General features: G+C 69.6%; 19 protein-coding genes and 6 pseudogenes. 7 read left to right on the top strand and 18 right to left on the bottom strand.

Translation table 11 applies throughout. The features are described from left to right. Positions 1–126: 126 nt before the first annotated feature. The 3 genes and pseudogenes from ABZ826_RS29745 to ABZ826_RS29735 all read right to left on the bottom strand — a co-directional run. Positions 127–591, bottom strand: coding sequence for a hypothetical protein (locus ABZ826_RS29745; RefSeq protein ID WP_361454925.1), 465 nt, complete (start codon positions 589–591; stop codon positions 127–129). Beyond that, the gene (locus ABZ826_RS29740) at positions 582–779 is read right to left on the bottom strand and encodes a helix-turn-helix domain-containing protein (RefSeq protein WP_361454922.1); all 198 of its coding nucleotides are present in this window, start codon (positions 777–779) and stop codon (positions 582–584) included. Before ABZ826_RS29740 ends, ABZ826_RS29745 begins: the two co-directional genes overlap by 10 nt. A 787-nt stretch (positions 780–1,566) precedes the next feature. Beyond that, positions 1,567–2,277 (bottom strand): annotated as a pseudogene (locus ABZ826_RS29735) (transposase); the annotation flags it as partial. Positions 2,278–2,561: 284 nt separating this feature from the next. On the opposite strand from ABZ826_RS29735, the gene ABZ826_RS29730 reads away from it, so the two are divergent. Next, the gene (locus tag ABZ826_RS29730) at positions 2,562–3,500 is read left to right on the top strand and encodes an IS4 family transposase (RefSeq protein WP_361454919.1); all 939 of its coding nucleotides are present in this window, start codon (positions 2,562–2,564) and stop codon (positions 3,498–3,500) included. A 134-nt stretch (positions 3,501–3,634) separates the two neighbouring features. Here the strand turns inward: ABZ826_RS29730 and ABZ826_RS29725 are convergent. Continuing rightward, a pseudogene (locus ABZ826_RS29725) lies at positions 3,635–4,468 on the bottom strand (alpha/beta hydrolase); the annotation flags it as partial. 590 nt (positions 4,469–5,058) lie between these two features. Here ABZ826_RS29725 and ABZ826_RS29720 point away from each other — a divergent pair. Both ABZ826_RS29720 and ABZ826_RS29715 read left to right on the top strand, forming a co-directional pair. Then, entirely contained in the window at positions 5,059–6,102 is a 1,044-nt protein-coding gene (locus ABZ826_RS29720) for a helix-turn-helix domain-containing protein (protein WP_361454916.1), read from the top strand. Between the two features lie 150 nt (positions 6,103–6,252). Beyond that, complete coding sequence (locus ABZ826_RS29715; RefSeq protein ID WP_361454913.1) at positions 6,253–7,248, top strand: alpha/beta hydrolase; 996 nt, start codon at positions 6,253–6,255, stop codon at positions 7,246–7,248. 109 nt (positions 7,249–7,357) lie between these two features. Here ABZ826_RS29715 and ABZ826_RS29710 read toward each other — a convergent pair whose 3' ends face one another. From ABZ826_RS29710 to ABZ826_RS29670, 9 genes are all read right to left on the bottom strand, one after another. After that, complete coding sequence (locus tag ABZ826_RS29710; protein WP_361454910.1) at positions 7,358–9,601, bottom strand: NB-ARC domain-containing protein; 2,244 nt, start codon at positions 9,599–9,601, stop codon at positions 7,358–7,360. A 108-nt stretch (positions 9,602–9,709) separates the two neighbouring features. Continuing rightward, positions 9,710–10,435 (bottom strand): alpha/beta hydrolase, encoded by a 726-nt coding sequence (locus ABZ826_RS29705; protein ID WP_361454907.1) that lies wholly within the window; start codon positions 10,433–10,435, stop codon positions 9,710–9,712. 53 nt (positions 10,436–10,488) lie between these two features. Then, entirely contained in the window at positions 10,489–10,800 is a 312-nt protein-coding gene (locus ABZ826_RS29700) for a GNAT family N-acetyltransferase (protein WP_361454904.1), read from the bottom strand. Between the two features lie 77 nt (positions 10,801–10,877). Beyond that, positions 10,878–11,618 (bottom strand): GPR1/FUN34/YaaH family transporter, encoded by a 741-nt coding sequence (locus tag ABZ826_RS29695; RefSeq protein ID WP_361454901.1) that lies wholly within the window; start codon positions 11,616–11,618, stop codon positions 10,878–10,880. Between the two features lie 15 nt (positions 11,619–11,633). Continuing rightward, the gene (locus tag ABZ826_RS29690) at positions 11,634–13,505 is read right to left on the bottom strand and encodes an amidohydrolase (protein ID WP_361454898.1); all 1,872 of its coding nucleotides are present in this window, start codon (positions 13,503–13,505) and stop codon (positions 11,634–11,636) included. An 11-nt stretch (positions 13,506–13,516) separates the two neighbouring features. Further along, positions 13,517–14,470 carry an alpha/beta hydrolase gene (locus tag ABZ826_RS29685; RefSeq protein WP_361454895.1) on the bottom strand — a complete coding sequence of 318 codons (954 nt, stop codon included), beginning with the start codon at positions 14,468–14,470 and terminating at the stop codon, positions 13,517–13,519. 159 nt (positions 14,471–14,629) lie between these two features. After that, positions 14,630–14,767, bottom strand: a complete 138-nt coding sequence (locus ABZ826_RS29680) for a hypothetical protein (RefSeq protein WP_361454892.1) — start codon at positions 14,765–14,767, stop codon at positions 14,630–14,632. Positions 14,768–14,860: 93 nt separating this feature from the next. Continuing rightward, positions 14,861–15,382, bottom strand: coding sequence for a DoxX family protein (locus tag ABZ826_RS29675; RefSeq protein WP_361454889.1), 522 nt, complete (start codon positions 15,380–15,382; stop codon positions 14,861–14,863). A gap of 5 nt (positions 15,383–15,387) precedes the next feature. After that, entirely contained in the window at positions 15,388–16,050 is a 663-nt protein-coding gene (locus tag ABZ826_RS29670; RefSeq protein WP_361454886.1) for a hydrolase, read from the bottom strand. Positions 16,051–16,727: 677 nt separating this feature from the next. Here ABZ826_RS29670 and ABZ826_RS29665 point away from each other — a divergent pair. After that, positions 16,728–16,966 (top strand): annotated as a pseudogene (locus ABZ826_RS29665) (hypothetical protein); the annotation flags it as partial. Positions 16,967–17,073: 107 nt separating this feature from the next. Here ABZ826_RS29665 and ABZ826_RS29660 read toward each other — a convergent pair. Continuing rightward, positions 17,074–18,201 (bottom strand): low temperature requirement protein A, encoded by a 1,128-nt coding sequence (locus ABZ826_RS29660; protein WP_361454883.1) that lies wholly within the window; start codon positions 18,199–18,201, stop codon positions 17,074–17,076. Between the two features lie 50 nt (positions 18,202–18,251). Continuing rightward, positions 18,252–19,619, bottom strand: coding sequence for an NAD(P)/FAD-dependent oxidoreductase (locus ABZ826_RS29655; protein ID WP_361454880.1), 1,368 nt, complete (start codon positions 19,617–19,619; stop codon positions 18,252–18,254). 243 nt (positions 19,620–19,862) lie between these two features. On the opposite strand from ABZ826_RS29655, the gene ABZ826_RS29650 reads away from it, so the two are divergent. Both ABZ826_RS29650 and ABZ826_RS29645 read left to right on the top strand, forming a co-directional pair. Further along, a complete protein-coding gene (locus tag ABZ826_RS29650) occupies positions 19,863–20,441 on the top strand; it encodes a DNA starvation/stationary phase protection protein (protein ID WP_361454877.1) in 579 nt (192 codons plus the stop codon). Between the two features lie 189 nt (positions 20,442–20,630). After that, positions 20,631–20,882, top strand: coding sequence for a LysR family transcriptional regulator (locus ABZ826_RS29645; protein WP_361454874.1), 252 nt, complete (start codon positions 20,631–20,633; stop codon positions 20,880–20,882). Positions 20,883–20,915: 33 nt separating this feature from the next. On the opposite strand, the gene ABZ826_RS29640 is transcribed toward ABZ826_RS29645, so the two are convergent. The 3 genes and pseudogenes from ABZ826_RS29640 to ABZ826_RS29630 form a co-directional block, all read right to left on the bottom strand. Then, positions 20,916–21,158 carry a hypothetical protein gene (locus ABZ826_RS29640; RefSeq protein WP_361454871.1) on the bottom strand — a complete coding sequence of 81 codons (243 nt, stop codon included), beginning with the start codon at positions 21,156–21,158 and terminating at the stop codon, positions 20,916–20,918. A gap of 216 nt (positions 21,159–21,374) precedes the next feature. After that, a pseudogene (locus ABZ826_RS29635) lies at positions 21,375–21,923 on the bottom strand (IS5 family transposase); the annotation flags it as partial. Positions 21,924–22,010: 87 nt separating this feature from the next. After that, a pseudogene (locus tag ABZ826_RS29630) lies at positions 22,011–22,509 on the bottom strand (FAD-dependent monooxygenase); the annotation flags it as partial. Between the two features lie 64 nt (positions 22,510–22,573). Here ABZ826_RS29630 and ABZ826_RS29625 point away from each other — a divergent pair. After that, positions 22,574–23,152, top strand: a pseudogene (locus ABZ826_RS29625) (ISAzo13 family transposase); the annotation flags it as partial. Between the last annotated feature and the right edge of the window lie 235 nt (positions 23,153–23,387).

Raw genomic sequence — 23,387 nt, 5'->3', positions numbered from 1 at the left:
CTTCTTCCGGTTCACGGTCTTCGCGGCAGCAGCCGCCCCGTCGACCTTCCGGCACAAGGCGTCGAGCCCCCGCCGCAGTACGTCCGGCTCCTCCAACTCGCTGACAGGCAGCGAGTGGCGCTGCAGTCAGTCCAATGCGGCCTGCCACTCCTCCCGGGCATCCGCGTTCCAGGCATTCTTGTTGAAGGCCCACGAGTACAGCGCGCGTCTCAGTACGCGAGGCGCACGGTACACGGCCCCTGGCTCAACGAAGGCCGGAGTGATAGTCGCCAAGGCGTCTGCAAGGGTGCGGCGCGTATTTCCTGGGGTCCGGTCCCACCGTTGCTCGATGTACTCCCGGGCCAGAACGTACCAAATGGTCCGCTGCTTCAAGGCCCGGATTTCGGAGGCCGGCAGACCTGACTGGGTGTCGAAGGGTTCGCCGTCACGGGCGGCGGTCATCAGTTTGGCGCGCCGACTCTCCGCGAGCCCTTTGGTGAGAAAGGACTCGGACTTCTCACGTCCACTAACCGTCCATCGGACCTCAAATCCCTTGCGCCGATCTGGCCGCTCGCGGATCTCCCAGAACCGGACCTTGTAACTCATCGCCATACAGGCGTATCCCTTTCACACGCCTCCCACCACGTGTCCAGGTCGGCGCGGCGACAGCGCAATTCACCATTGGGCAGCTTGATCATTCGGGGTACCTGACCGCGAGTGCGTAGGCGGTAGAAGGCCGATGGGCTCATCCGGATTTCCGCTAGAACCTCGGCGAGCTTGAGTGCAGGTGGACGAGCCATTGATGTTTCCTCGGGGATTCCAGATTTGTCGGCCGCCGAAGCGGCAGCGCGCAACTTGCACCCATCCCGTCACGGCTGATGGGCAGGCGCTGTCAATTGCGGGGCTGCAAGGCGCCGACATGAAGGGCCGTAGTGTTCGAACGACTCCACCGCCAAGCACAGCCGCTGCGAACACCCTCAATGGTCGTCACGATCGCCGGTTTGGCTAACCGGCGATCGTCGACTATGTTGCGCTCGCCCCCTCAGAGACGCCCTCGTCCGCCGTCAGCGGTGCTAACCGGTAGACGCGCAAGCGCCTGATGCCCACCTGGCCTTAACCAATAGATTTACCCCGCAGAGGCGTTGGGGTCTCACGGTGACAGCGCGTTCCGCCCGACCGAGCTGCGGTGTAATCGAGTGGCTCACCAATCCAAGCTTTCGAATACGCCAGCGAGGGTGCGACGATCCGGGCTGTACCGCCGTCGCACAAAGCCCTCGGCGAAGAGGCCGGCAGCACAGAAAAACGAATGAAGGACGGACAAAACTGCGCCTTTCACCGATTAAGTTTGCGTGGACCAGGCGCTGGCCGCCCCGGAGCAAGGACGACTGGGTCTCTTCTTGAACAGGTCGGAGAGCACGGGGCAAAACAACAGACTCCTCAAGTTCCGCCCGGCGAGCCGCTGGCAGGCCCTGTTCCCGGGGATATTGTACGTTGAAATAGCCCCAGAAAGGGTTCCAGTCCCTTGAGGTTCTTTCTCGTCTGCCGTGGGCGAAAGGGCCACCTTGATCGCCAACCGCCAAGCCGATCGTGGGTGCCGCCCGCGGAGTCGGTGCGGATCAGTGTCCGGCGCCCGCGCCGATAGGACTTGGGCAGCTGGACCAGGGCCAGTTGGGTGGTGGTGATGTGATCGGCGGCGGTGTCGCTGCCCGCGTTCTCGGGCCTCAGCAGAGCGGCCACCGGCTCTCCGGTCCCGCCCGTGCCGTGGTCGACGAAGCCCATCAGCGGGTGGTGACCGAAGGTCTTCTTCCAGGTCGCAGCCGTGTCTTCCTTGTCGGAGTGCGCGATCACCAGGACGCCGTCCAGGTCCACGGTCACAGAGCCGGTCGCATCCGGCGCCGTCTGCCCGGCCATCTTCCATACGTGCTGGCGCACTTGGGACCGGGCGCTGCGGATCGCGTTCAAGGCGCTTTGCCCACCGGCTGCGAGCGTGTCCATCAGCCGGGAGACTGTCGGGTCCGAGGCCACCGGCCCGAACACGGCCGGCTCGGCCCGCAGCATGCCGATGTCGGCCAGGCAGTCGCTGCCGAGGGCGACCGCGAGCACCAAATCCAGCAGGATCTTCCCGGGATCGTGCACTGCCCGCGGCTTGCGCCAGGGTGCCAGAGCCGCCGATACCGCAGTATCCAAGCCCGTCTTGCGGACCGTCTCCACCAGTAGCACGGACCCGACCTGCGAGACCACTCCACGACCGCTGCCCTCAACGCGGACACGCGCGTACGACCCGATACGCTTCCTCACCTGAGAAGTGCTTCTTTCCACGGCACGATCTGGACCCTCGACAAGTCCTATCGTTCCAGGTCAGGACAATGCCGGTGAGTTAGCACGTTGATGCAGGTCAGGCACATGATGGTGCGGGATTTGGGTGGGAATATCCCCTGGTGATGTTGCGTGATCCGTCACTTCTGGTGATGTGTCAGCGGAGGCCGGGACACGGCAAAAAGTTCCCGGTAGGACAGAAGATCGACCAAGATCCGACTGTCCGCGAGGGAACTCCGTTGGGTGCTCAGTGTGCCATCGTCCGCATGCCGTCTGCCATCGCCGAGGGCGGCCAGGCCCCGTTGAACGGGCTGGTGGCGCCGCCGGATCAGCGCTTTGGCGAGCATGTCCGGCTCGGCGTGTTGACCGAAGAGATCAGCCCGGGACTGGTGGACGAGGTCGTGGAGTTGACCGGCTGCGGCGAGCGACGCCGCCGGCTGTTGCCGGCCCGGGCAGTGGTCTACTTCGTCCTGGCGTTATGCCTGTTCAGCAGCTCCGACAGTGCCGGTCCGCCGGGATACCGGTCGGTCCTGCGCACGCTGACCGACAAGCTGCGGCACCTGCCGGGCCTGTGTGTGCAGCGCCTGCCCACCAGTTCCGCCCTGACAAGAGCCCGGCAGCGGCTGGGCGACAAACCGTTGCAGGCCCTGTTCGAGCGGCGACGCGGCACGCTGGCCACACCTCTCGCTCCGGGCGCGTTCGCCTTCGGGCTGCGGCTGGTCGCCTGGGACGGCACCGCGCTGGACGTCCCCGACACCCCGGCGAACGCGGCCGAGTTCGGCTTCACCGGCAAAGGCGGTGTCAACCAGAGCGGACACCCGCAAGTCCGCCTGATGGCCCTGACCGAATGCGGTACCCATGCCCTGGTCGATGCGGCCTTCGACGCGGTGGCCAAGTTCAGCGAGCACAAGCTCGCCCGCCGGCTGCTGGCCTCCCTGCGACCGGACATGCTACTGCTGGCCGACCGCAACTTCGCCGGGTACGAACTGTGGGGCCTGGCCCGCGCCACCGGCGCCCACCTCGCCTGGCGGATCAAGAAGAACCTGGTCTTCGTGCCGCTGCAAGTGCTCTCCGACGGCTCCTACCTGTCCATCATGAGAACGCCCGCGGAGAACATCCGCCACGGTCAGGCCCGCGCGGCCGGACGCACCCTGCCCCAGCCTCCCCGGGGACACCTGGTGCGGATCATCGAGTACACCGTGTGAAGTTCCCCCCTGAACCGGGACAGCGGATGTTTACGCTGCGGGGGTGAGGTCTTGCTGCAGCAGGCTCCGGGTTTCGAGGGGTGTGACGTACCCGTACTTGGGGTGCTTGCGGAGCCGGGTGCGGTTGTACTCGACCTCGATGAAGCGGCGAGGAGGGCCGTGTTGACCTCCTCCGCGTGGGTCCACAGGAGGCCGTGCGGGGCGCCCTCGATCTCCACGTAGTCGGCGGACGGGAGCATCTGGTGGAACGGGCGCGCCGTTCCCTCGGCCGGGAGGATCCGGTCGGCCGTTCCGTGCAGGATGAGCGCCGGGACGTCGACGGCGGGGATGTCGGCGCGGAAGTCGGTGTACCAGGTGGAGGGCGCGGCCGCGGCTGCGAAGGAACCGCCGCCGGCCGCGACGTTCCAGCTGTTGCTCACCGCTTCGGCGCTGATCCTGGTGCCGAGGTTCTCGTCGAGGTTGTAGAAGTCGTTGAAGAAGGCCGTGTAGTAGGCGTACCGGTCGGCCTTGACGGCGGCGACGACTCCGTCGAAGAACTCCTTGGGGGCGACACCGTCGGGATTGTCGTCGGTCTTGAGCAGGCAGGGCTCCAGCGAGGCCAGGAAGGCGACCTTGGCGACGCGGGCGGAGCCGTACGTGGATACGTAGCGGGCGACCTCGCCGGTGCCCATGGAGAAGCCGACGAGGACGGCGTCGTTCAGGTCGAGGGTCTCCATCACGGTGTTCAGGTCGGCCGCGAAGGTGTCGTAGTCGTAGCCGGTCGTCGGCTGGGAGGACTGCCCGAATCCGCGGCGGTCGTACGTGATCACGCGGTAGCCGGCGTCGAGCAGCGCGGCGGTCTGTCGCTCCCAGGAGTGGCCGTCGAGCGGGAAGCCGTGGATGAGGACGACCGGCTGCCCGGTGCCGTGGTCCTCGTAGTACAGGTCGACGGCGGTGGTGTTCTCCTGGCCCGCGGTGATGTACGGCATGGGTTGTCTCCTCGATGCGAAGTAGCTGGTCCGCGCCTCTGTGCGGCACGGAACGCCGTCACGCTAAGGTCCGGGAAGCGCCGCCTGTTGTCGCGCCATGCACTACGCCTTGCCCATGAGCGCAGCGTTCTGCCCGGTCTGGGAGCAGATCGATCGGACGGCGGGTTTCGACGTCCACGAGGACGGTGCCGCAAGGACGGCCCTGCAAGTGGCGTACTCGTCGAGACCGACCAGCCCGACGCGGGCCGGCAGTTCCCATCGGATGCTCGCTCACGGTGCCCTGCGCTGTTCAGCTACCGCACAGCACCGGACGTGCCCGTCGGCTCCCGCCATTCCTGCCTGTGGTTCTGCCTGGAGACAGAAACGGCCCGCTGCTTGGCTGTTCAGTGCGGGCGGGAACCCGGGTCCCGCCGAAGTGGCCCGGTTGCGCTCCAGCGAGGTCGCTGCCCGTACGACGAGACGTCCGGCCCTGCCGGGCACCGGCCGCCGCCTTCCGGGGAGGTGCAACGTCCTGTTCCCGCCCGTCGCAGCCCCGGAGTCACTTCCCCTGACCGGAGAGCAATTTGAGCTTGGTGTTGACGACCGCCTCCGTGCCTGACCGGGACAAGGTCGCGTACTGGAACGAAGCGGTGAGCAGGACGCTGGTGCCGATGACTGTCGCCCCTCGGGGCGACGGGCCGTTCGACGGCCGGATCGCCACCGAACGCCTCGGATATCTCCAAGTCTCCACCATGGAGGCCGACGCGGAGCGGGTCAGCCGCACGCCGGCGCTGATCGCCAGGTCGTCCGAGGCGCTACTGGCGGTCGGTGTCCAGATATCCGGCACGGCCACGTTCGACCAGGACGGCCGGCGGACCGAGGTGGGTGAGGGTGACCTGGTGATGTACGACACGACCCGGCCGTACTCCTTCGACTATCCGCAGCGGTTCGCCACGCACGTCTTCCAACTTCCGCGCCGCACGCTGGGCGTGTCGGACAGCGACATCCGGCAGGTCACGGGCAACGCCATCGGCACCGGGGACGGCTTCGGCGCGATGCTGCTCCCGTTCCTGGCCACCCTGGCCTCTTCCTCGGCCGACGGCTACCCGCCGGCCGTAGCGAACCGGTTGGCCGGCAATGTCGTCGACCTGTTCGCCACTCTGATCGCGGAGCGGGCCCACCCGGGCGGCACGGACGCGGACGAACGGGGCCATCTGATGCTGCGCGTCCTCGACCACATCAACCGGAACCTGGGCGACCCAGACCTGTCACCGGAGCGCATCGCCCAGAAGCACCGGATCTCCGTCCGGTACCTGCACCGACTGTTCGAAGGCGAGGGGACCACCGTCGGCCGGCTCATCCGGCAACGGCGCCTGGAGGAGTGCGGCCGCGAACTGGCCCGCCGCGGCAGGACAGCCCCCACCGTGTCCGCCGTGTCCCAGAGGTGGGGCTTCGTCAACGCCGCCCACTTCAGCCGGGCCTTCCGCGCCGCCTACGGCGTCTCCCCCCGTGAATGGCGCAACCTGCGCACCGGCCAGGACGACCTCGGGCGGTCCCCGGCGGTCACCTCGGCACCCGGGACCGTCCCCATGGGCGCCGCCGATCTCCACGGTGCTGACCGGCAGGGGGCTGACCTCCCGTCGTCCAGCGGGTAAGGTCCCCGCTCGGAGCCGCGCCGGCCGCCCCGTGCCTGCGGCGGCAGTGCCCCGGCCCGACAGCCGCCGCACCGCGTTCCGCCGCTCGACCAAGGACCCGGTGCACCGAACCACCCTTTCGCTTCAGGCCCTCTCGGCAGGAGACCATGTGTGACCGACTTCGTCCCTTCGTCCGCTCGGCGCCCGGTCCTGGACCACCCCACCCGAGCATTCGTGGCCCGGCACACCTGCCCACCGTCGGCGCACGACCCGGACCTGGAACAGGCCCGTCTGGACCTTGCGCGTCTCCAGGGGAAGGACGCCCCCGACCCTCTCGACGAGGAAGCCACCTCCACGGAGTGGTTCGCACTGCCGGGCGGGCCGACCGGTCACGTACGGGTGCAGGTGGTCAGGCCCGCCGACAGCGTCGGCGAGATCCCCGTCGTGCTGTTCCTCCACGGGTTGGGCTGGGCCCTGGGCGACGCCGACACCCATGAACGTCTGGTGCGCGCGTTCGCCCTCGGCACGGACGCGGCCGTGGTCTTCGTCGAGTACGAGCGCGCCCCCGAGGCGCGGTACCCGATCGCCGTCGAGCAGTGCTACGCGGTCGCCAGGTGGATCTGCGAGCGAGGCGGCGAAATCGGCCTGGACGGAAGCCGGATGGCCGCCGTGGGCGACTCGGCGGGCGGCAACCTGGTGGCGGCACTGACCCTGCTCGCCAAGGAGCGCGGAGGGGTGCGGCTGCTGCAGCAGGTGCTGCTCTGCCCGGTCACCGACGCCGGCTTCGACACCCCCTCGTACCAGGAGTTCGCCGACGGTTACTTCCTCGGCCGCGAGACCATGCGCTGGTTCTGGGACCAGTACCTGCCCGACGTACGGCAGCGGAGCCAGGCCACCGCATCACCGCTGCGGGCATCCCTGGAACAGCTCACCGGACTCCCTCCGGCACTGGTGGTCACCAGCGAGGCAGACGTGGTACGCGACGAGGGCGAGGCGTACGCGACTAAGCTCCGGGCGGCCGGCGTACCGGTGGTCTCCATGCGCTACCACGGGACGATCCACGGCTTCATGGTGCTCGATCCGCTACGCGATACGGACGCCGCCCGCGCCGCCCTCGTCCAGGCCCTCGACACCGTGCACGTCGCCCTGCACCGGCACCGCGGTTGATCCCTCCGCCCCAGGACCGGCGCACCCGCACGTCAGGACCTGATCGTCCGGGCCGGCGGCAGCCCCGCGGGACGCCGGGCCCAGGGCACATCGCGGCGGCGGGCGCCACTCACTCTGCGGGGAACGAGTCCAGGAGCTTCTGTGCGGTCTTCAGGTCCTTGCTGTCGACCGCGTCACCGAAGGCGAGGGCCTGACGGAGGCAGTAGCGGGCTTCCTCGGCTTCTCCCAGTTCGATCAGGGCCTCTCCCAGATGCAGTAGCGTGCTGCCCTCTATGTGGGGAATGCCGATGCGGTTGGACTGGACCACAGCATCGCGATAGTGGTCGGCGGCCTCGCGCCATCGCCGCAGGACGGCGTGGCCGCGACCGAGCGCGCGGGTCGTGTTGGCACGGTAGATGTCGGCGAGGTGCCCGCTCACCGGGCAGTCGGGCGCATCGAGGAAGGTGATGATGCGCTTGTGCTGGATCAGAGATTCCTCGGCACGCCCGAGCAGGCGCAGGGAGGATCCGTAGGTGAACATGGCACCCAGCCAGCCCTCGCGGTCGTCGGCCTCTTCGTAGAGGCCTATGGCGGCGAGCGACGTGTCGGCGGCCTCCTGGGCCTCGCCGAGCTCCGATTGGGCCCATGCCGCCTGCGCCAGTGCCGAGGCTTGCTGGGAAGCGTCCTGGGCGCGGCGGGCGCAGTCCAGCGCTTCGTGGGCCCGTTCGATGGCCTCCCTGTACCGGGATTCGCAGGAGAGGGCCCAGGAGTACATGTTGAGGTGGAAAGCCTGCAGGTACGGGTCGTCAAGCGCGGTAGCGGCCTCGCCGGCCAAGCGGAAGACTTCGGGCCAGTGTCCCCAGTGGACCCACAGGTCGCAGAACCATTCCATGGCATAGGTGGTCTCCACGACCTGGGTGTGCTCACCCCTGTGGGCGGCGCTGCGCAGCGCAGCGAGCCAGGCGGGGGCTTCGCTCTGGAGCCAGGCACGGGCCTGCTCGGCACTCTCCAACGGGGCCAGGCCTTGCCAGGAGGACGGCGGCGCCCCGTACTTGGGCTTGTACCAGCGACCGGCGACCACAGCCGTCTCCAGCAGCCAGGTGCGCAGCCGCTCGTCGGCTGCTTCCCGCTCGCCGGGTTCCTCCTCGCGGGTCAGCCGGGCGCGGGCGAACAGCCGCAGCAGGTCGTGCAGCTGGTAGCGGCCGGTAAAGGTGGCCTGCAGCAGCCCGGCCTCGACCAGCTCCTCCATCACGTCCTCGGCCTCGAAGACGCCGGTCGCGGTCAGAGCGGCGCCGTAGGCAGCGGTCATGTCCGGCCCCGGAACCAGACTCAGCAGCCGCAGCATCCGCGCGGCTTGACCGGTCAGCTGACGGTAGGACAGTTCGAATGCAGCCTCCACCCGCACATCGCCGGCGGCGAGCGCGCCCAGTCGCCGTTCTTCGTCGGCCAGGCGCCGGACCAGGTGGTCAACGGTCCATCCGGAACGGACCGTCAGCCAGTTTCCCGCCACCCGCAAGGCCAATGGCAGTCGCCCGCACAGCTCCGCCACCTGCGCCACAGCCTCGGCTTCCGCGTCCGCCCGCTCCTCGCCCAGGATCCGGCGCAGCAGATCGACCGCCTCGTCCTGCGCCATCTCCGACAGCGCCAGGCGGTCGACATCCTCCAGCCCGGTCAAGGGCCGCCGACTGGTGACCAGCACCAGACTCCGCCCGCCCGCGGGCAGCAGCGCACGGACCTGCCCCTCGTCGCGGGCGTTGTCCAACACCACCAGGCACCGGCGGTCACCCAACAGCGCCCGCAGCAGCCCCGCGCGGCCCTGTGGATCCTCGTGCGCCAGCCGACGGTCCGACACGCCAAGGGCCTTCAACAGCTTCAGCAGCGCCTCGCCCGTGTCCACGGGGCCGTCCACCCCGTGCAGGTCCACCACGAAACACCCGTCGGGGAACTCCTCCGCCAGATCCGCTGCCGACTTCAGCGCCAGAGTCGTCTTCCCGCACCCCGGAGGACCCGAGACGACCCACACCGACACCTCCCCGCCGGCACGGGCTCGTTCCGCCGCCTCCCGCAGGAGCGCCAGCTCCGGTTCGCGCCCCGTGAAGTCCCCCACCGATCGCGGCGGCACAACCGTCCCCGCCGCCGCGACCGCGCGCGTCGGACGCGCCGCCCGAGCCGCGGCCAGCAGCGCCTCCCGCTCCGCGTCCGCGAGCCCCAGCCCATCCGCCAGCGCCACCACCGTGCGCCGCTGCGGAACCCGACTGCGCCCCCGCTCCATATCACCGATGGCCCGGACACTCACACCCGACGCCTCGGCCAACTCCTCCATCGTCAAACGGCCTCGCTGCCGCAGACCACGCAGAGCAGACCCGAACGACATCTCCCCGAACACAACCCCTCATTCCTCCCCACCCCGAGGGAAGAATACGGCGTGCTTGTCCGCGCAAAGCCGCAGGATGGCGGCACGGCCTCCAAGCCGGGCTGTAGGTCAGTGGGCGGTGGACCGGACCGCGTCCTGGATCAGCTCGGCCACGGCCTTGGGCTGGGACAGCATCACCAGGTGCGAGGAGTCGACCTCGACGGTGGTCATGCCTGCGCGCTCGTAGCCGTAGCGCTCCACGTCGGGGTTGATGGTCCGGTCGGAGGCGGCGACCAGGCCCCAGGAGGGCTTGCTCTTCCACGCCACGACCGGCGCCGCCTCCGCGAAGGCCCGTGCGGCCAGGGGGCGCTGGGAGACGGCGAGCACCGCGGCGAGCTTGGGGTCGACGTCCGCGGCGAAGAGGGCGGGGAACTTCTCGACCTCCACCGAGACGTCGGTGCCGGTCTCGGCGGAGTCGGCCACGGGAAATGGCGTGTAGACGAGTGCGTCGGCGAGGCCGAAGTCGGGGAAGCGTCCCTGCAGCTCGCCGAGGCTCTCACCCTCCTCCAAGGCGTATCCGGCCAGGTAGACCAGCGCGCGAACGTTGTCCTCCGTGCCGGCGAGGGTGATGACGGCGCCGCCGTAGGAATGCCCCACCAGGATCACCGGGCCTTCGACGGCACGGACGACCGAGGCGATGTACGCGGCGTCGTCGACGAGGCTGCGGTTGGGCACCGCCGGAGCCACCACCTTCAGTCCCGCGGCGGTCAGTTCGGGGATGACACGGGCGTAGCTCGAGGCATCGGCGAAGGCGCCGTGGACCAGGACGACCGTGGGGCGGGCATGTCGGGACATGAGTGAACTCCTCGGAGCGTGGGTGGGGGTGTGAAAGGCGGAACCGTCGTGTCTCACAGGCCGAAGCGTGGGCGGCACGTCTCGGGCACCAGGTCGGCGTACTCAGGGTGTTTGCGGATCCATCCCTGGATGAAGGGGCAGTACGGCATGACGTGCAGCCCGCGGGCGCGAGCGTCGTCGAGGGCTCCCTGGGCGAGCAGCCCGCCCAGGCCCCGGCCGGCGAACCGGGGATCGGTCTCGGTGTGGATGAAGGCGATCTCGCCCTCCGAGAGGAAGTACTCGGCGAAGCCCGCGGTCTCGCCGTCGTCACCGACGAGGACCTCGTACCGGGACCTCTCGGGTCGGTTCACCACCTGCGGTTCCATGGGTGCTCCTGTGCGGTCGTACGGCTCGTGGGGTCGGTAGGAGTGCGTGGGTCGGGTCTGCGCGGTTCGGGAGGTGTTCAGAGCGTGCGGCGCACGCCCGCCTGGCGTTCCAGGTTGCGGAGCTGGACGGCGAGGTCGCCCTCCACGGCGGCGTGGGCGGGGCCGCTGCGGCCGATGGGCAGGACCTCCTCGCTGCGCATGTCCTCCAACATCAGCGCGAAGGCGGCGTACATCGCGACAAGCGCCACCACGAGGCCGAGCACCCCGGACGTGCGCGTGAGCCATTCGGCGCCGGTAAGACCCGACAGGCCGGTGGCCGCCCAACGCGGAAGGGAGACTGCGAGGACGAGCCACAGCGCGCGCTTGGGCCGGGTCACCGCGGTCATCAGCGCCCCGAAGCAGAGGAGTGCCAGATTGAAGACGCCAAGGACGCGCAGGCCGTCTGCCGTGCCGCTGAACATGACCAGGGCGTAGGCCAGCCAGCTGCCGGCGAAGATGCCCATGAGCGTCGCCGCGATCACGTCACGGGCGCCGAAGGCCAGGATGCTCACCAGGAGTTGGAGGGCGAAGGCGGGCAGCACGCACAGGGCGACGGCGCCGCGGGCGTCGGCCTCGAAGAGCCCGAGCTGCATGGATCCCGTCATCACGGAGGCGATCGCCACCGTGAAGAAGCCCAGCGGCATGGGTGAGGCGATGGCGCGCAGGTTGATCCGGGTCATCGACCGGAGGTCCGGTTCGAAGCGGCGTCCCGGCGGTGTGTCCGTCCGGTCGCCCGGCGCGTCGTCGGCGCCGGCAGGGGAGGCGGAAGCAGTACTCATTGGTGGTTCCCTCGTTCAGTGCTCGAAGCAGGGGTCGTAGAACGGCAGAGGCGCTTCGGGAGCGGAGCCACGTGCGACGCGCCACTGGCGGTGCTGCTCGGACTCGGCGACGGCCTCGGCCACGAGCGACGCCTGGCGAGCACCGCCCTGGTAGCCGCCGAAGTGGGCCACCGGGCTCCACGCCGGATTGACCGGCGGGAGTGCCTCGTCGAGCCCCTCGTACTCCGCGCTCGCGTAGACGATGCGGCCGCCGACGACGGTGAGCACGGACTCGATGTCGGGGATAGCCGCCTCGGGCACGGTGAGGTAGTCGTCGGACAGGATCGCGAGGTCGCCGTAGCAGCCTTCCCGCAGGACTCCCTTGACGTCCTGCTCACCGGTGAGTCGCGCCCCTCCGCGGGTGTAGAGGCCGAGGGCGGTTTCCCTGCTGATCAGGTTCTCGGCCGGGTAGAGCGCCGTGCCGCCGACGGTGCGCCCGGTCACCAGCCAGTGGAGCGCGACCCACGGGTTGTAGGAGGAGACGCGGGTGGCGTCGGTTCCGGCGGCCACGGTCAGGCCCCGGTCGAGCATCGCCCGGACCGGCGGGGTGTGGGCAGCGGCCTCGGCGCCGTAGCGGTCGCGGAAGGCGGTGCCCTGGAAGGACATGCGGTTCTGGACGGACAGGGCGCCGCCGAGGACCGCGATCCGGTCCAGGCTGTCGGCCGAGACGGTCTCCGCGTGATCGAAGAGCCAGCGGTTGCCGCCGGGGAAGAGTCCTTCCGCCGCGAGCTTCTCGAAGACGGCCAGATCGCGCCGGATCGTCTCGTCGTAGGTGGCGTGGAGCCGGAAGCCCCAGCCGTTCTCCATCAGGAGCCGGACGGCCCGCTCGAACTCGGCCTCGTACCCCGCGGCGAGTTCGGGCCGGGGTTCGGAGAAGTTCTCGAAGTCGGCGGCGGCCCAGGTCAGGTTCTCGCCCGCGCCGTTCAGCCGGAGCCACTCGTCCCCGTCCTCGGGCTTCACCATCTCGGTCCAGCGCTTCAGGTCGGCGAGCTCCTGGCCGGCTGTCTGCGGGAACAGGTGGTAGGCGATGCGCAGGGAGAGCTCCCCCGACCGGGCGAGGTCGACGACCGTGGCGTAGTTGTCGGGGAAGTTCTGGAATCCGCCGGCGGCGTCGACCGCGGAGGTCAGTCCGAAGCGGTTGAGCTCGCGCAGGAAGTGTCGCGTCGACGTCCGCTTGTCGGCCTCGTCGAGGGCCGGTGCTTTGACCAGGGTCGAGTACAGGATGAGGGCGCCCGGCGCTGCGAGGAGGACCCCGTTGGGTTCGCCGTCCCGGCCCCGTACGATCTGCCCCCCGCGCGGGTCGGGGGTGTCTCGGTTGAATCCGGCGGCCCGCACCGCGGCCCGGTTCATCAGGGCCGACTGGTACAGGTGCAGGACGAATACCGGGGTGTCGGGGGCGGCGGCGTTCAGCTCGGCCACGGTGGGCATCCTGCGCTCGGCGAACTGTTCGGCGGTCCAGCCGCCGACGACCCGGATCCACTGCCCCTTGGGGGTGCGGCCGGCCTGCTCGCGCAGCATGGCGAGGGCCTGTCGGAGGCTGCGCACGCCGTCCCAGCGCAGTTCCAGGACGTAGTTCAGGCCGCCCCGAATGACGTGCAGGTGCGAGTCGTTCAGGCCGGGGATCACCCGGCGCCCGAGGGCGTCGACGACCCTGGTTCCCGGGCCGACGAGGTGGGCGAGGTCGTGGTCGTCACCGAGGGCCGCGACCCGGCCGTCACGGATCGCGACGGCGCGGGCCTCGGGGCGGTCGGGGTCGCCGGTGAACACCTTCGCGTTGCGGACGAGGAGGTCGGCCTGCGGCTGTTCCTGCCGCGGGCCGGGCACGAGGCCCGCCACAGGCATGCTCATCGACGGTCCCATCACACCAGGGCCTTGCGCAGGGTGTCGATCGCGACACCGATGGCGAGTTCCGCGGCCTGCGTCTCGCGCAGCGCGTTCAGCATGACGAAGTCGTGAATGACCCCCTGTACGCGCAGGGCGGTGACGGGGACTTCGGCGGCGCGGAGCTTCGCCGCGTACGCCTCGCCCTCGTCACGCAGGACGTCCGCTTCGGCAGTGATGACCAGGGCCGGCGGCAGGCCGGTCAGCTGGTCGGTGGTGGCGCGCAGCGGCGAGGCGGTGATCTGGGCGCGCTCGGCCTCGTCGGTCGTGTACTGGTCCCAGAACCGCTGCATGCCGTCGCGGCGCAGGAAATAGCCCTCGGCGAACTGCTGGTACGAGTCGGTGTCGAAGCTCGCATCGGTGACCGGGTAGAAGAGGACCTGGTGGGCGAGGCGGACGTCGCCGCGCTGCTTTGCCATGAGAGTGAGGGCAGCGGCCATGTTGCCGCCGACCGAGTCGCCGGCGACGGCGATCCGGGTGCCGTCGAGCTCCTTGTGGTGTCCCTCGCGGGCGATCCACTGGGCGACGCTGTAGTTCTGCTCGATGGCGACGGGGTAGCGGGCCTCGGGCGAGAGGTCGTACTCGGGGAAGACGACGGCCGCCCCGGTGCCGACGGCGAGTTCCCGGACGAGCCGGTCGTGGGTGTGGGCGTTGCCGAAGACCCAGCCCGCGCCGTGGATGTAGAGGATGACGGGGAGGGGGCCGGTGGCACCGCGCGGGCGGACGATCCGGGCGCGGACGTCGCCGGTCGGACCGCCGTGGACAGTGATCCATTCCTCGTCGACGGCGGGCAGCAGGACGCCTTCACCGCTCTGGACGCCGTCCACGGCCTTGCGGCCGTCCGCCACGGGAATCTGGTAGAGGAACGGCGGCTGGGCGGTGGCCTCGGCGAAAGCCTGGGCGGCGGGTTCGAGGGTCGGCCGGTTCGGCATGAGGGGTTCTCCTTCGGAGGTTGTGCGGAATGGGGCGGGCGTTCAGCGGTGCCGCGCGCGGTCGAGGAAGGTCGCCCCGTGCATGAGCCAGTGGTGCTTCTGGCAAAGGGAATAGAGGGTCTGCGTGTCGGCGACTACGTGGTTCAGCCGCCGGCAGGCCTACGTGCGGGTGTCGTGGCCAAGGCCGATCGGCAGCTGCTCGAGCATGCCGAACGCCTGGGTTCCGGGGCCCTTCTGGTACGGCAGCGGCTGGCCGCCACCGCACGGGGGTGTCGTGGTGGATGCGGTGATCACCATTTCCTTCGGGTGCTCCTGGTCGGATGAGTGGGAGGGCCCGGCCGCCCGGATGGGGGACGCGGGTCGGCCCGGCTCGGTCTGCGCGACTCGCGCTCAGCGCCCGCCGTGGGCGGCGGCCTGCGGCGCCGCTGGGGTCTGCCGATGCAGTACGAGCCGGGTGAGCAGCCCGCTGCCGAGACCCACCACGAGAGCGAGGGCCGCCCACCACAGCGGGTACGACGTGAGGCCGAGGGCCGCGTCGAGCGACCAGGCGCCTGGTCCGGTGGCAGCGAGAGCGGCGGCAGTGCCGATGAGGACGAGCGGGTACTCGTATCCGTCGTTCTGCACCCAGAGGCCGTTGTGCCATTTCACGGTGAGCGCGACCGTCATGACTCCCATGGCTCCGGTCGCCGCGAGCGGGGTCAGGAAGCCGGCGGCGAGCAGCAGACCCGATCCGATCTGGCCACTGCCCGCCGCCAGGGCGGTGAGGGCTCCGCCGCGGAAACCGTCGGCACGGAACTCCTCCGTACCACCCTCGAGCCCTCTGCCGCCCAGGTGTGAGCTGATCTTCTGCACCCCATGGCTGGCGACGAGCAGGCCCACCAACAGACGCAGGATCAGAATGCCGGTGTCCAAGGAGGTCAGCCGGCCGCGTGTGCGCCGATGATGCTCTGCGCGTACACGACACCCAGGCCGTACGCGCCCGCGTGGGCCTTGACGATCTCCATGACCGCGCCGTACGTCTCCTGACGCGCCCAGTCACGCTGCAGCTCCAGCAGCACCTGCACCCAGGTCACCGGGACCGCGCCGGCGGCGATCATCCGCTGCAGCGCGTGCTCATGGGCGGCCGGGCTGACGCCGCCGGAGGCGTCGGAGACCACGTACACCTCGTAACCCTGCTCCAGCGCGGACAGCGCGGGCAGCACCAAGCAGACCTCGGTCCACAGGCCCGCCAGGATGATCTTCTTGCGCCCGGTCGCCTTGACCGCCGCCACGAGCGCCTCGTCCTCCCAGGCGTTCATGGTCGTGCGGTCGATGACTTCGTGCTTGGGAAACACCTCGGCAAGCTGCGGCAGCAGGGGGCCGGAGAACGACTCGGCGGCCACCGTGGTCAGGACGGCCGGCACATCGAACGCCTGAGCCGCCTTGGCGAGACCCACGGTGCTGTTGATGATCGCGGCGCGGTCGCCGCTCCCGGTGCCGAAGAACATCTGCGGCTGGTGGTCCACGAAAAGCATGACCGCGTTGTCGGGAGTGAGCAGGTCCGCGCTGGGGGCAGCCTGCACCTTGTTGATGTCGAACACAAAGAGTCCTTTCGGAACAGTCGGTATCCCGCCCGCCGCGTTCCTGCGGCTCGGCACATCCCAAAGCTATGACCGGCCCGACCGACCGACTTTTCTCCCTGCGCCCAGGAGTTGGCACGAGAGTGCACTACCCGCTCAGGACCGGGACCACCGTCCGCTCCTCGATCACGCCACGGCGGCATCGCCCCGCTGTCTCCGCCCGCCTGGACCGGATCGACATCGAGGTCGATCTCCTCCACCGCATGGAAACGGAATATCGCAAGCACCTCGTCTACCGACCGGACCCGCAGCTCAGCGCACTCGGCGTCGGCCGAGCGGGTACTCGGCAGCAGCGAGCCGGAGTGGAACGGCGCCCGCACCGGATGCGGCACACCGTCATAGCCCGAAGAGTGCGAAACATGTGGCCGACCATGTCGACGAGAGCGGCGCGCAGGAACTGCCCTGGGCCCTGCTCAAACGCGGCCCGACGGATGCCCCGCTTCGAGCGCGTCGGCGACTGGGAGGAACTGCGGGAGTTCGCGGCCCTCCTGCAGCTTCCGGATCACGCCCTGAACGCATCTGCTGCCCAAGCCGCTGCGCGCCCCGCTCGCGGCCGCCGGGGGAGATCGTCTGGAGGAGACCCTGCGGTCCTTCCTGGAGCACGCCGGCTCGGTTCCGAGGACCGCGGAAGCGCTACAGCGTCCGTGGCTGCTCAGATCGACGGTCCGGTGGTGCTCGTCGGCCACTCCTACGGCGGTGCGATCATCTCCGTGGCAGGCGTCGAGGACCAGGCGATCAACCCGAGGTCGAGCGCTTCGGAGCCAAGCGGGCCGGGGCGACGATCGTCGAGATCGAAGGCGCCTCGCACGACATGGCCGTGTCCCGGCCCAAGGAGGTCGCCGAACTGATCCGCGATGCGGTACTCGCGACGAGCTGACGAGGCGGCAGGCGACACGGCGGCCGCGCGGCGGCACTCACCACACGGTGAGTGCCGCCGCGCGGCCTTCGGTCCCGGCACAGGGTGAGATCTCGCCGCGGGCTTCTTCACCGGCGCTCCACCGTGACCACCACGGCCAGGACCGCCAACAGCGCACCGGCGGCGAGGGCAGGTGCAGGGAAGAAAGCGGCCAGCAGGACGCCGACCGCCGCGACGGGATACGGAATCCACTCGGCCACGGTTCTTTGATGGGGCCGGAGGTGTAAGGCCCAGACGGTGATCAGGAAGACGGCCGCGGGGACGGTGACCGCCGCGCCCGCGGCCAACGGCGAAGCGTCCGTGCGACGGGTGACGTGATCGGCGTACGCGGCCAGACCGGCTCCCTCGGCGGTCGCCGAAGCGAAGATCAGGTAGTGGCCGTAGGCCCAGGTGAATCTCCTGCGGTGGGCCTGGTGCGTCGTGGCAAGCAGGGTGTACGCGGGTCTGGCGAAGTACAGCCACCACATGGCGTAGGCCATGAGCAGGCCGCCGGCCGCCACCACGTACAGCGAACCGGTGCCGTGGTGCCGGTCGAAGGCGCTCCGGACGGCAACGGTGGCGGCCGCGACGGACTCTCCGAGGACGATGAGAGTGAAGAGTTCGTAACGCTCGGCGATGTGGCGCGGATGCCATGGGGTCATCCCGGCAGACTGCGCCCACACCGGGACGGACACCTCGGCGACGATCAACACCACAATGCCCGGCAGCCGCGCCGACACCGGGAGACCGAGCAGCCCGACCCAGCCGGCCTGACACACTGCCACTCCGGCGGCGAAGCGCAGGGTGGTCGCCCGTCGAGCGGGGTCGGACCACGCGGCGCGCAGCCACAGGGAGGCCAACGCCGTGCGCAGCACGACGTATCCGATGGTGATGACCCGCAGGTCACCCTCCTCGAACGCACGGGGAACGCCGGCGGCGAGCACGAGCGACCCCGTGATCTGGACCAACACCGTCAACCGGTACGGGACGTCGTCCGGGTCGTATGCGGAAGCGAACCAGGTGAAGTTCATCCACGCCCACCAGATGGTGAAGAAGACCAGCGCGAAGCGCAGGACACCGGTGGCGTACTCCCCGTCGGTCACCGCCTCGTGCAGACTCCCGGACGCCTGCGCCACCGCGATGACGAAGCACAGGTCGAAGAGGAGCTCCAGCGAGGTGGCGGCCCTGTGCGGCTCGCCGGGGTCGCGGCCCGGCATGGTGCGCCATCGCCTGGGCGCCGGGGCCGCGTGGGCGATCTCGGGGCGGCTCAGCGGAGGGCTCCGAGCGCGGCCTCGACCGTCCGGTGGAAGGTGGGATACGTGTAAATCATGTGCTGAAGCCGGTCGATGGGTATCTCGGCATGGACGGCCACGTTCAGTCCGTAGAGCACCTCGCCTCCCGCCGGCCCCGCCGACGTCGCGCCGATCAGCACACCCCGGTCCGCGTCCTCGACCAGCTTGATGAGCCCCTCGTTGCCCGGCCCGTGGATCCAGCCTCGGGTGGAGAAGCCGATGCGCACCACACTCGTGCGTACCCGCAGCCCCCGCTCACGCGCCTGCCGCTCCGTCAACCCGACGGCGCCGATCTCCGGATCGGTGAAGGTGACGCGGGGGCGCGCCCGGTAGTCGGCGTCGGGACCGGGCTGCCCGAGGATGTCCCGGACGGCGATCTGCGCCTGGTACATCGACACATGGGTGAAGGCGCCACGGCCGGTGATGTCGCCGACCGCCCACAGCCCCTCCCCTGCCCGCATCTGCCCGTCCGTGTTCACGGCTCCCGCCGTTGGATCCAGCCCCACCGTGTCGACCGCCAGCGCGGCCAGGTCGGCTCGGCGCCCGGTGGCGACCAGAAGCCGTTCGGCACGCAGCTGCTCCCCGTCACCCTCAAGTCGAACGGTGAACTCGGTGCTGTCATGGCTGACCTGCCGTGCCCGAGCACCCGTGAGTACGGTGACTCCGTCCGCCCGCAGAACCTCCGCGGCAAGCTCCCCGGCTTCCGGTTCCTCCTGCGACAGCAGCCGGTCCTGCCCCTCGATCACCGTGACCGCGCACTTGAAGCGGGCGAAGACCTGGGCGAGTTCCACACCGATGGCACCCCCGCCGAGCACGACCATCGACTCCGGCAGCTCCTTGACCGCCATGGCATCCCGGTTGGTCCAGTACGGCGTTCCCTCGAGGCCCGGCACCGGGGGCATCCGGGGCCGCGTTCCGGTGGCCAGCACGACACCGCGCCGGGCTTCGAACGTGCGGTCGCCGACCACCACCCGGCGTGGCCCGGAGAGACGGCCCGTCCCCCGGACGAGCCGACCGCCCTTGTCCGCGAGACGGTCGGCGGCGACCTTGTCGTTCCAGTCGTCGGTGGCCTCGTCGCGGATACGCCCGGCAACCCTGCCCCAGTCCGGAGTCACGACCGCTTCACCGGCGAGGGCGGGCACCCGACCCGCCTCGGCGAGCAGATTCCCGGCCCGGATCATCATCTTGCTGGGCACGCACCCCCAGTACGGACACTCGCCCCCGACGAGTTCCGCCTCGACTCCCACCACGTCCAGCCCAGCTTCGGCCAGCGTGCCCGCGGCGTACTCACCCCCCGGCCCCAGCCCGACGATCACCACATCCGCCTGCTCGTTCGCGCTCATGCCTGCCTCTCCTCGTTCCTCGGGCTCCACGGACGTGGGCTGTCCCGCCGAGGCTAGGTCGGCCGGCCGAAGGCCCATGCCTGCCAGCGCACGGATGCTTGCCCGGGAGTGAACGCCTGGCACGGGACACCGCGCACTGTGCACTGGCGGGCACTACCGCATGCGCTCCCGGTCAATGCGCCCTGCGTCGGGGCACCTAACGTCACTCGGGTACGCACAGCAAGGCACCACAGGAGGCGGACCATGACCACCATTTCCAAGCCCGTGAGCAGCAGCCAGCCGTGGCTGCACCAGAGGGGTGAGGTGATCCAGGAGTTCGGCACCGTCAAGCAGTTCCCGATCGGTCTGTCCTATGAGGCGCGGATGTACTCCTGCCAGCGCCTGAACAAGGTCCTGGCGGACACTCAGATCCTCTACGGCCTCTACAAAAAGCATCACTGGCTGATGCGCGGCGCGACCTTCTACCAACTGCACCTGGTCCTGGACAAGCACGCGGGGGAGCAGCTCGAACTCGTCGACACCATCGCCGAACGGGTCCAGTCCCTGGGCGGCGTCGCGGTGGGGGACCCCAGGCACGTCGCGGAGATCACATCGATCCCGCGGCCTCCGGACGGGGTGGAGGAAGTGCCGGCGATGCTGTCGCGGCTGCTGGAAGCCCACGAGACCATCCTTGTCGAGGCCCACGACGCCGCCGCCCGAACCGGTGAGCTGGGTGATGACGGCACCAACGATGTGCTGGTCTCACAGGTGATCAGGACAGGGGAACTGCAGACCTGGTTCCTGGCCGAGCATCTGGTCGACACCCCGCTCGTCCGCGCCTGAAGGATCCCGCCGGTCCGCGTCCGAAGGTGCCGGAGCGCGTGTCTGAAGGAGCATGCGTCGGCCCCGGACGACGACGTTGTCCGGGGCCGACGCAGCAAGGATCGGAGATCGTCGTCTCTGTATTGGACGGAGCGCAGTTCGACCGGGAGCGGATGTGGGATCTGCGGCAGATGAAGGTCGCGGTGTCGGATGCGGGCGGGTTCACGACGTCGGCAAGGCGGCCTGCACGTGGTCCAGTCCGCCGTGTCCAGCACGGTCCGGGCCCTCGAACGTGAGCTTGACACGCACATGTTCGACCGCACGACGCACCGCGTCGCCCTGACACCGGCTGGCGAGGCGTTCGTCCCGGCCGGCCGCGCGACGGCGACCTCCTCGAAGCGCTGCCCGCCGACTGACCACCCGGGCAGCAACACCACCCGCAGAGACGGGTGTCCCGCATAGGTCAGGTGTGGTCCGGCGACCGGGTCGAGGGGCTCAGGCGTGATCCACGAGCTGGGACTGGGACAAACCTTGCGCACGCGCGCAGTTGGCGCAGCAGAAGAACTGTCCGTCGGCTTGCAGGCCGTGGCCGAGGATGCGGCACTGGCAGTTGACACAGGTCGGGGCGATTTCTTGGGCGGCGCACTCGATGCTGTCGAAGACGTGGACCGCTCCTCCCGCGGCACGCACCTCGAATGCCAGCTCGTAGTCGTTGTGGCAGACCTCGCACACGGCCATGGGTGATCATTCCTTGCTGTGGGAATCGATGAGCTGGGGTGCCTGCACGTTCGCCCGCGCAGGCGCGGCGCCTTGGACATTAGCGAAAGGGCGCACCGATCCTCCGGCAGCGCGTGGACTGCGACCCGACCGTTCTGCCGGAATCACTCACGTAGCCCAAACGCCGTTTCCCTCGCCGCGCTGGGACGTGGATTTAGGGTCTGTTCTGAGTCGTGATCATGTGGCGGGGTGGAGGCTGCGCAACCAGATGACCGCGCCGCGCAGCTCAAGCCCCGCCATGTAGCTGTCGGGCCTCTTGTCGAAGTGCGTGGCCAGCCCCCTCCAGTCCTTGATCTTGTTGATGCACCGCTCCACGGTGTTGCGCTCTTTGTACAACTCGGCGTCGTGCGAGACCGGGCGCCCGCCCCTCGCACCCTTCTTCTTCCGGTTGGCCGCCTGGTCCACCTTCTCCGGAATCACGGCCTTGATCTTCCGTCTGCGCAGGTGGGCGCGGTTGGCCCGGGAGGAGTACGCCTTGTCGCCGGCCACGGCGCCGAGCCGGGTGCGCGGACGTCCGACCGGCCCGCGCACCCGCACCCCGGCCAGCACGGCGGAAAACTGCGGGCTGTCGGCAGCCTGCCCGGGAGTGACCACGAACGACAGCGGACGGCAACGCCGGTCGGCCGACAGGTGAACCTTGCAGGTCAGGCCGCCGCGGGAGCGGCCCAGGGCCGCCGCCTTCAACCGTGCCCGGCGCCGTCGCCGCTGCCGGCGGCGCTCCTCGCGCTCCGCAACGGGCTCCGCCTCGGTGTCCTCCGGCGGGGTCACCACCTCGGCTGCGACCTGCCGCTTGCGCCGCTCTCGCGCCTTTCGCGTGTGGATGTGTGCTGCGTCGCCGACGAGCAATACCCGGCCCTCGCGATACGTCGTCGTCTGCATCGCGCGGTCGGTGAAGCTGGAGGCGAGATGGACCTCGCTCAGCGTCACGTCGGTGCCGCTGATACGGCGCAGGACCGCCTGGAGGTGCTCGCGGGTCAGCGGCTGGGAGCGGTCGAAGGTGCCGCCGTCGAAGTCCATCATGCCCAGGTGCCCTTCGAGGGGCGTACGCAGATACATGCCGTTCGGCGTCAGGTTGAACCCGTAGCGGCAGCTGCTCGGGATCGGCGAAGGTGAACTTGGCGACGTAGCCGGTGAACAGCGGCTCGGTGCCGACGAATTCGAAGCCGGCGAGCTGACGTACGGCGCTACGCCCGCCGTCGCAGCCCACCAGCCAGCGCCCCTGGTGCTTCTGGCCGCCTGCCGTGACGAGGAGAGATTCGGTGTCCTGCGCCACGGCCGTGACGGGAGCATTCCGGATAATCTCGACTCCGAGCGGTGGCCCGGGAGGCGTCGCGAATTTATGGGTTGCTTCCGGGACTTGGGTTCGTTGATGTGATATGGGCCGTTTCGATGAGTTGATCAGTCCGTTGCGGGCGAAGTTCGAGGCGGTGACTCCGCATCTCAACGAGCGGCAGCGCCGTCTGCTGTATGCGGCGGAAGCGCGGCAACTCGGACATGGCGGGATCGCGGCGGTCGCCAGGGCCGCGGGGGTCTCCACGGGGTGCGTCAGTCGGGGCCTTGTCGAGTTGGAGGACGATGCCGAGCCCGATGGCCGGGTACGGCGGCGAGGTGCGGGGCACCCCGCGCTGGCGGCGAAGGACCCAGGGCTCCGAGCCGCACTGCTGGCCCTGGTCGAGGACAGCACGCAAGGTGACCCGATAGGGCCGTTGACCTGGACCACGAAGTCGCTGCGGCATCTGGCCACCGAGCTCGCCGCCCAGGGCCGCGCGGTGGGTCGGGACGTGATCGCCGCATTGCTGAAGGAGGCAGGCTTCAGCCTGCGGAGCAACGCCAAGGTCCTGGCCGGCAGCGCCCACCGGGACCGCGATGCCCAGTTCCACCACCTCAACGACAAGGTGCGCCAATTCCTCGCCGGGGACCCGGTGATCAGCGTGGACACGAAGAAGAAGGAGGTGCGACACGATGCTGCACGAGATGAGTGAATGCGCTGGTCAGAGGCCCGACGACTGACGTCGGCAGCGTAGTTCCTGGCCAGTGCTCAGGGCCAGTCCCCACCCCGACGTGCGTTGCCGGTAACGGCTTGGTGCGGAGCTCGGGGGGAGAAGCCCAAGGGCCTGCGTTCCATCCGCAGACCACAGGCAAGGGGAAGACCGGACGGGTGAAGGCGACTGAACCCCTGATGATGCTTCG

Origin of the sequence: Streptomyces sp. NPDC047515, assembly GCF_040643055.1 — a bacterium.
In the GTDB taxonomy this organism is placed as follows: Bacteria; Actinomycetota; Actinomycetes; order Streptomycetales; family Streptomycetaceae; genus Streptomyces.
The sequence above is the reverse complement of the archived record's forward strand: the minus strand, read 5'-3'. Positions and strand labels throughout refer to the sequence as shown.

Excerpts from the sequence above, each read along its gene's own strand:
- ABZ826_RS29680 (WP_361454892.1), bottom strand. The coding sequence starts at position 14,767 with ATGGTGATCACCGCATCCACCACGACACCCCCGTGCGGTGGCGGCCAG.
- ABZ826_RS29710 (WP_361454910.1), bottom strand. The coding sequence starts at position 9,601 with ATGTCGTTCGGGTCTGCTCTGCGTGGTCTGCGGCAGCGAGGCCGTTTG.
- ABZ826_RS29705 (WP_361454907.1), bottom strand. The coding sequence starts at position 10,435 with ATGTCCCGACATGCCCGCCCCACGGTCGTCCTGGTCCACGGCGCCTTC.
- ABZ826_RS29660 (WP_361454883.1), bottom strand. The coding sequence starts at position 18,201 with ATGCCGGGCCGCGACCCCGGCGAGCCGCACAGGGCCGCCACCTCGCTG.
- ABZ826_RS29695 (WP_361454901.1), bottom strand. The coding sequence starts at position 11,618 with ATGAGTACTGCTTCCGCCTCCCCTGCCGGCGCCGACGACGCGCCGGGC.
- ABZ826_RS29730 (WP_361454919.1), top strand. The coding sequence starts at position 2,562 with ATGCCGTCTGCCATCGCCGAGGGCGGCCAGGCCCCGTTGAACGGGCTG.
- ABZ826_RS29690 (WP_361454898.1), bottom strand. The coding sequence starts at position 13,505 with ATGAGCATGCCTGTGGCGGGCCTCGTGCCCGGCCCGCGGCAGGAACAG.
- ABZ826_RS29700 (WP_361454904.1), bottom strand. The coding sequence starts at position 10,800 with ATGGAACCGCAGGTGGTGAACCGACCCGAGAGGTCCCGGTACGAGGTC.
- ABZ826_RS29645 (WP_361454874.1), top strand. The coding sequence starts at position 20,631 with ATGCGGGCGGGTTCACGACGTCGGCAAGGCGGCCTGCACGTGGTCCAG.
- ABZ826_RS29740 (WP_361454922.1), bottom strand. The coding sequence starts at position 779 with ATGGCTCGTCCACCTGCACTCAAGCTCGCCGAGGTTCTAGCGGAAATC.
- ABZ826_RS29650 (WP_361454877.1), top strand. The coding sequence starts at position 19,863 with ATGACCACCATTTCCAAGCCCGTGAGCAGCAGCCAGCCGTGGCTGCAC.
- ABZ826_RS29685 (WP_361454895.1), bottom strand. The coding sequence starts at position 14,470 with ATGCCGAACCGGCCGACCCTCGAACCCGCCGCCCAGGCTTTCGCCGAG.
- ABZ826_RS29745 (WP_361454925.1), bottom strand. The coding sequence starts at position 591 with ATGGCGATGAGTTACAAGGTCCGGTTCTGGGAGATCCGCGAGCGGCCA.
- ABZ826_RS29640 (WP_361454871.1), bottom strand. The coding sequence starts at position 21,158 with ATGGCCGTGTGCGAGGTCTGCCACAACGACTACGAGCTGGCATTCGAG.
- ABZ826_RS29655 (WP_361454880.1), bottom strand. The coding sequence starts at position 19,619 with ATGAGCGCGAACGAGCAGGCGGATGTGGTGATCGTCGGGCTGGGGCCG.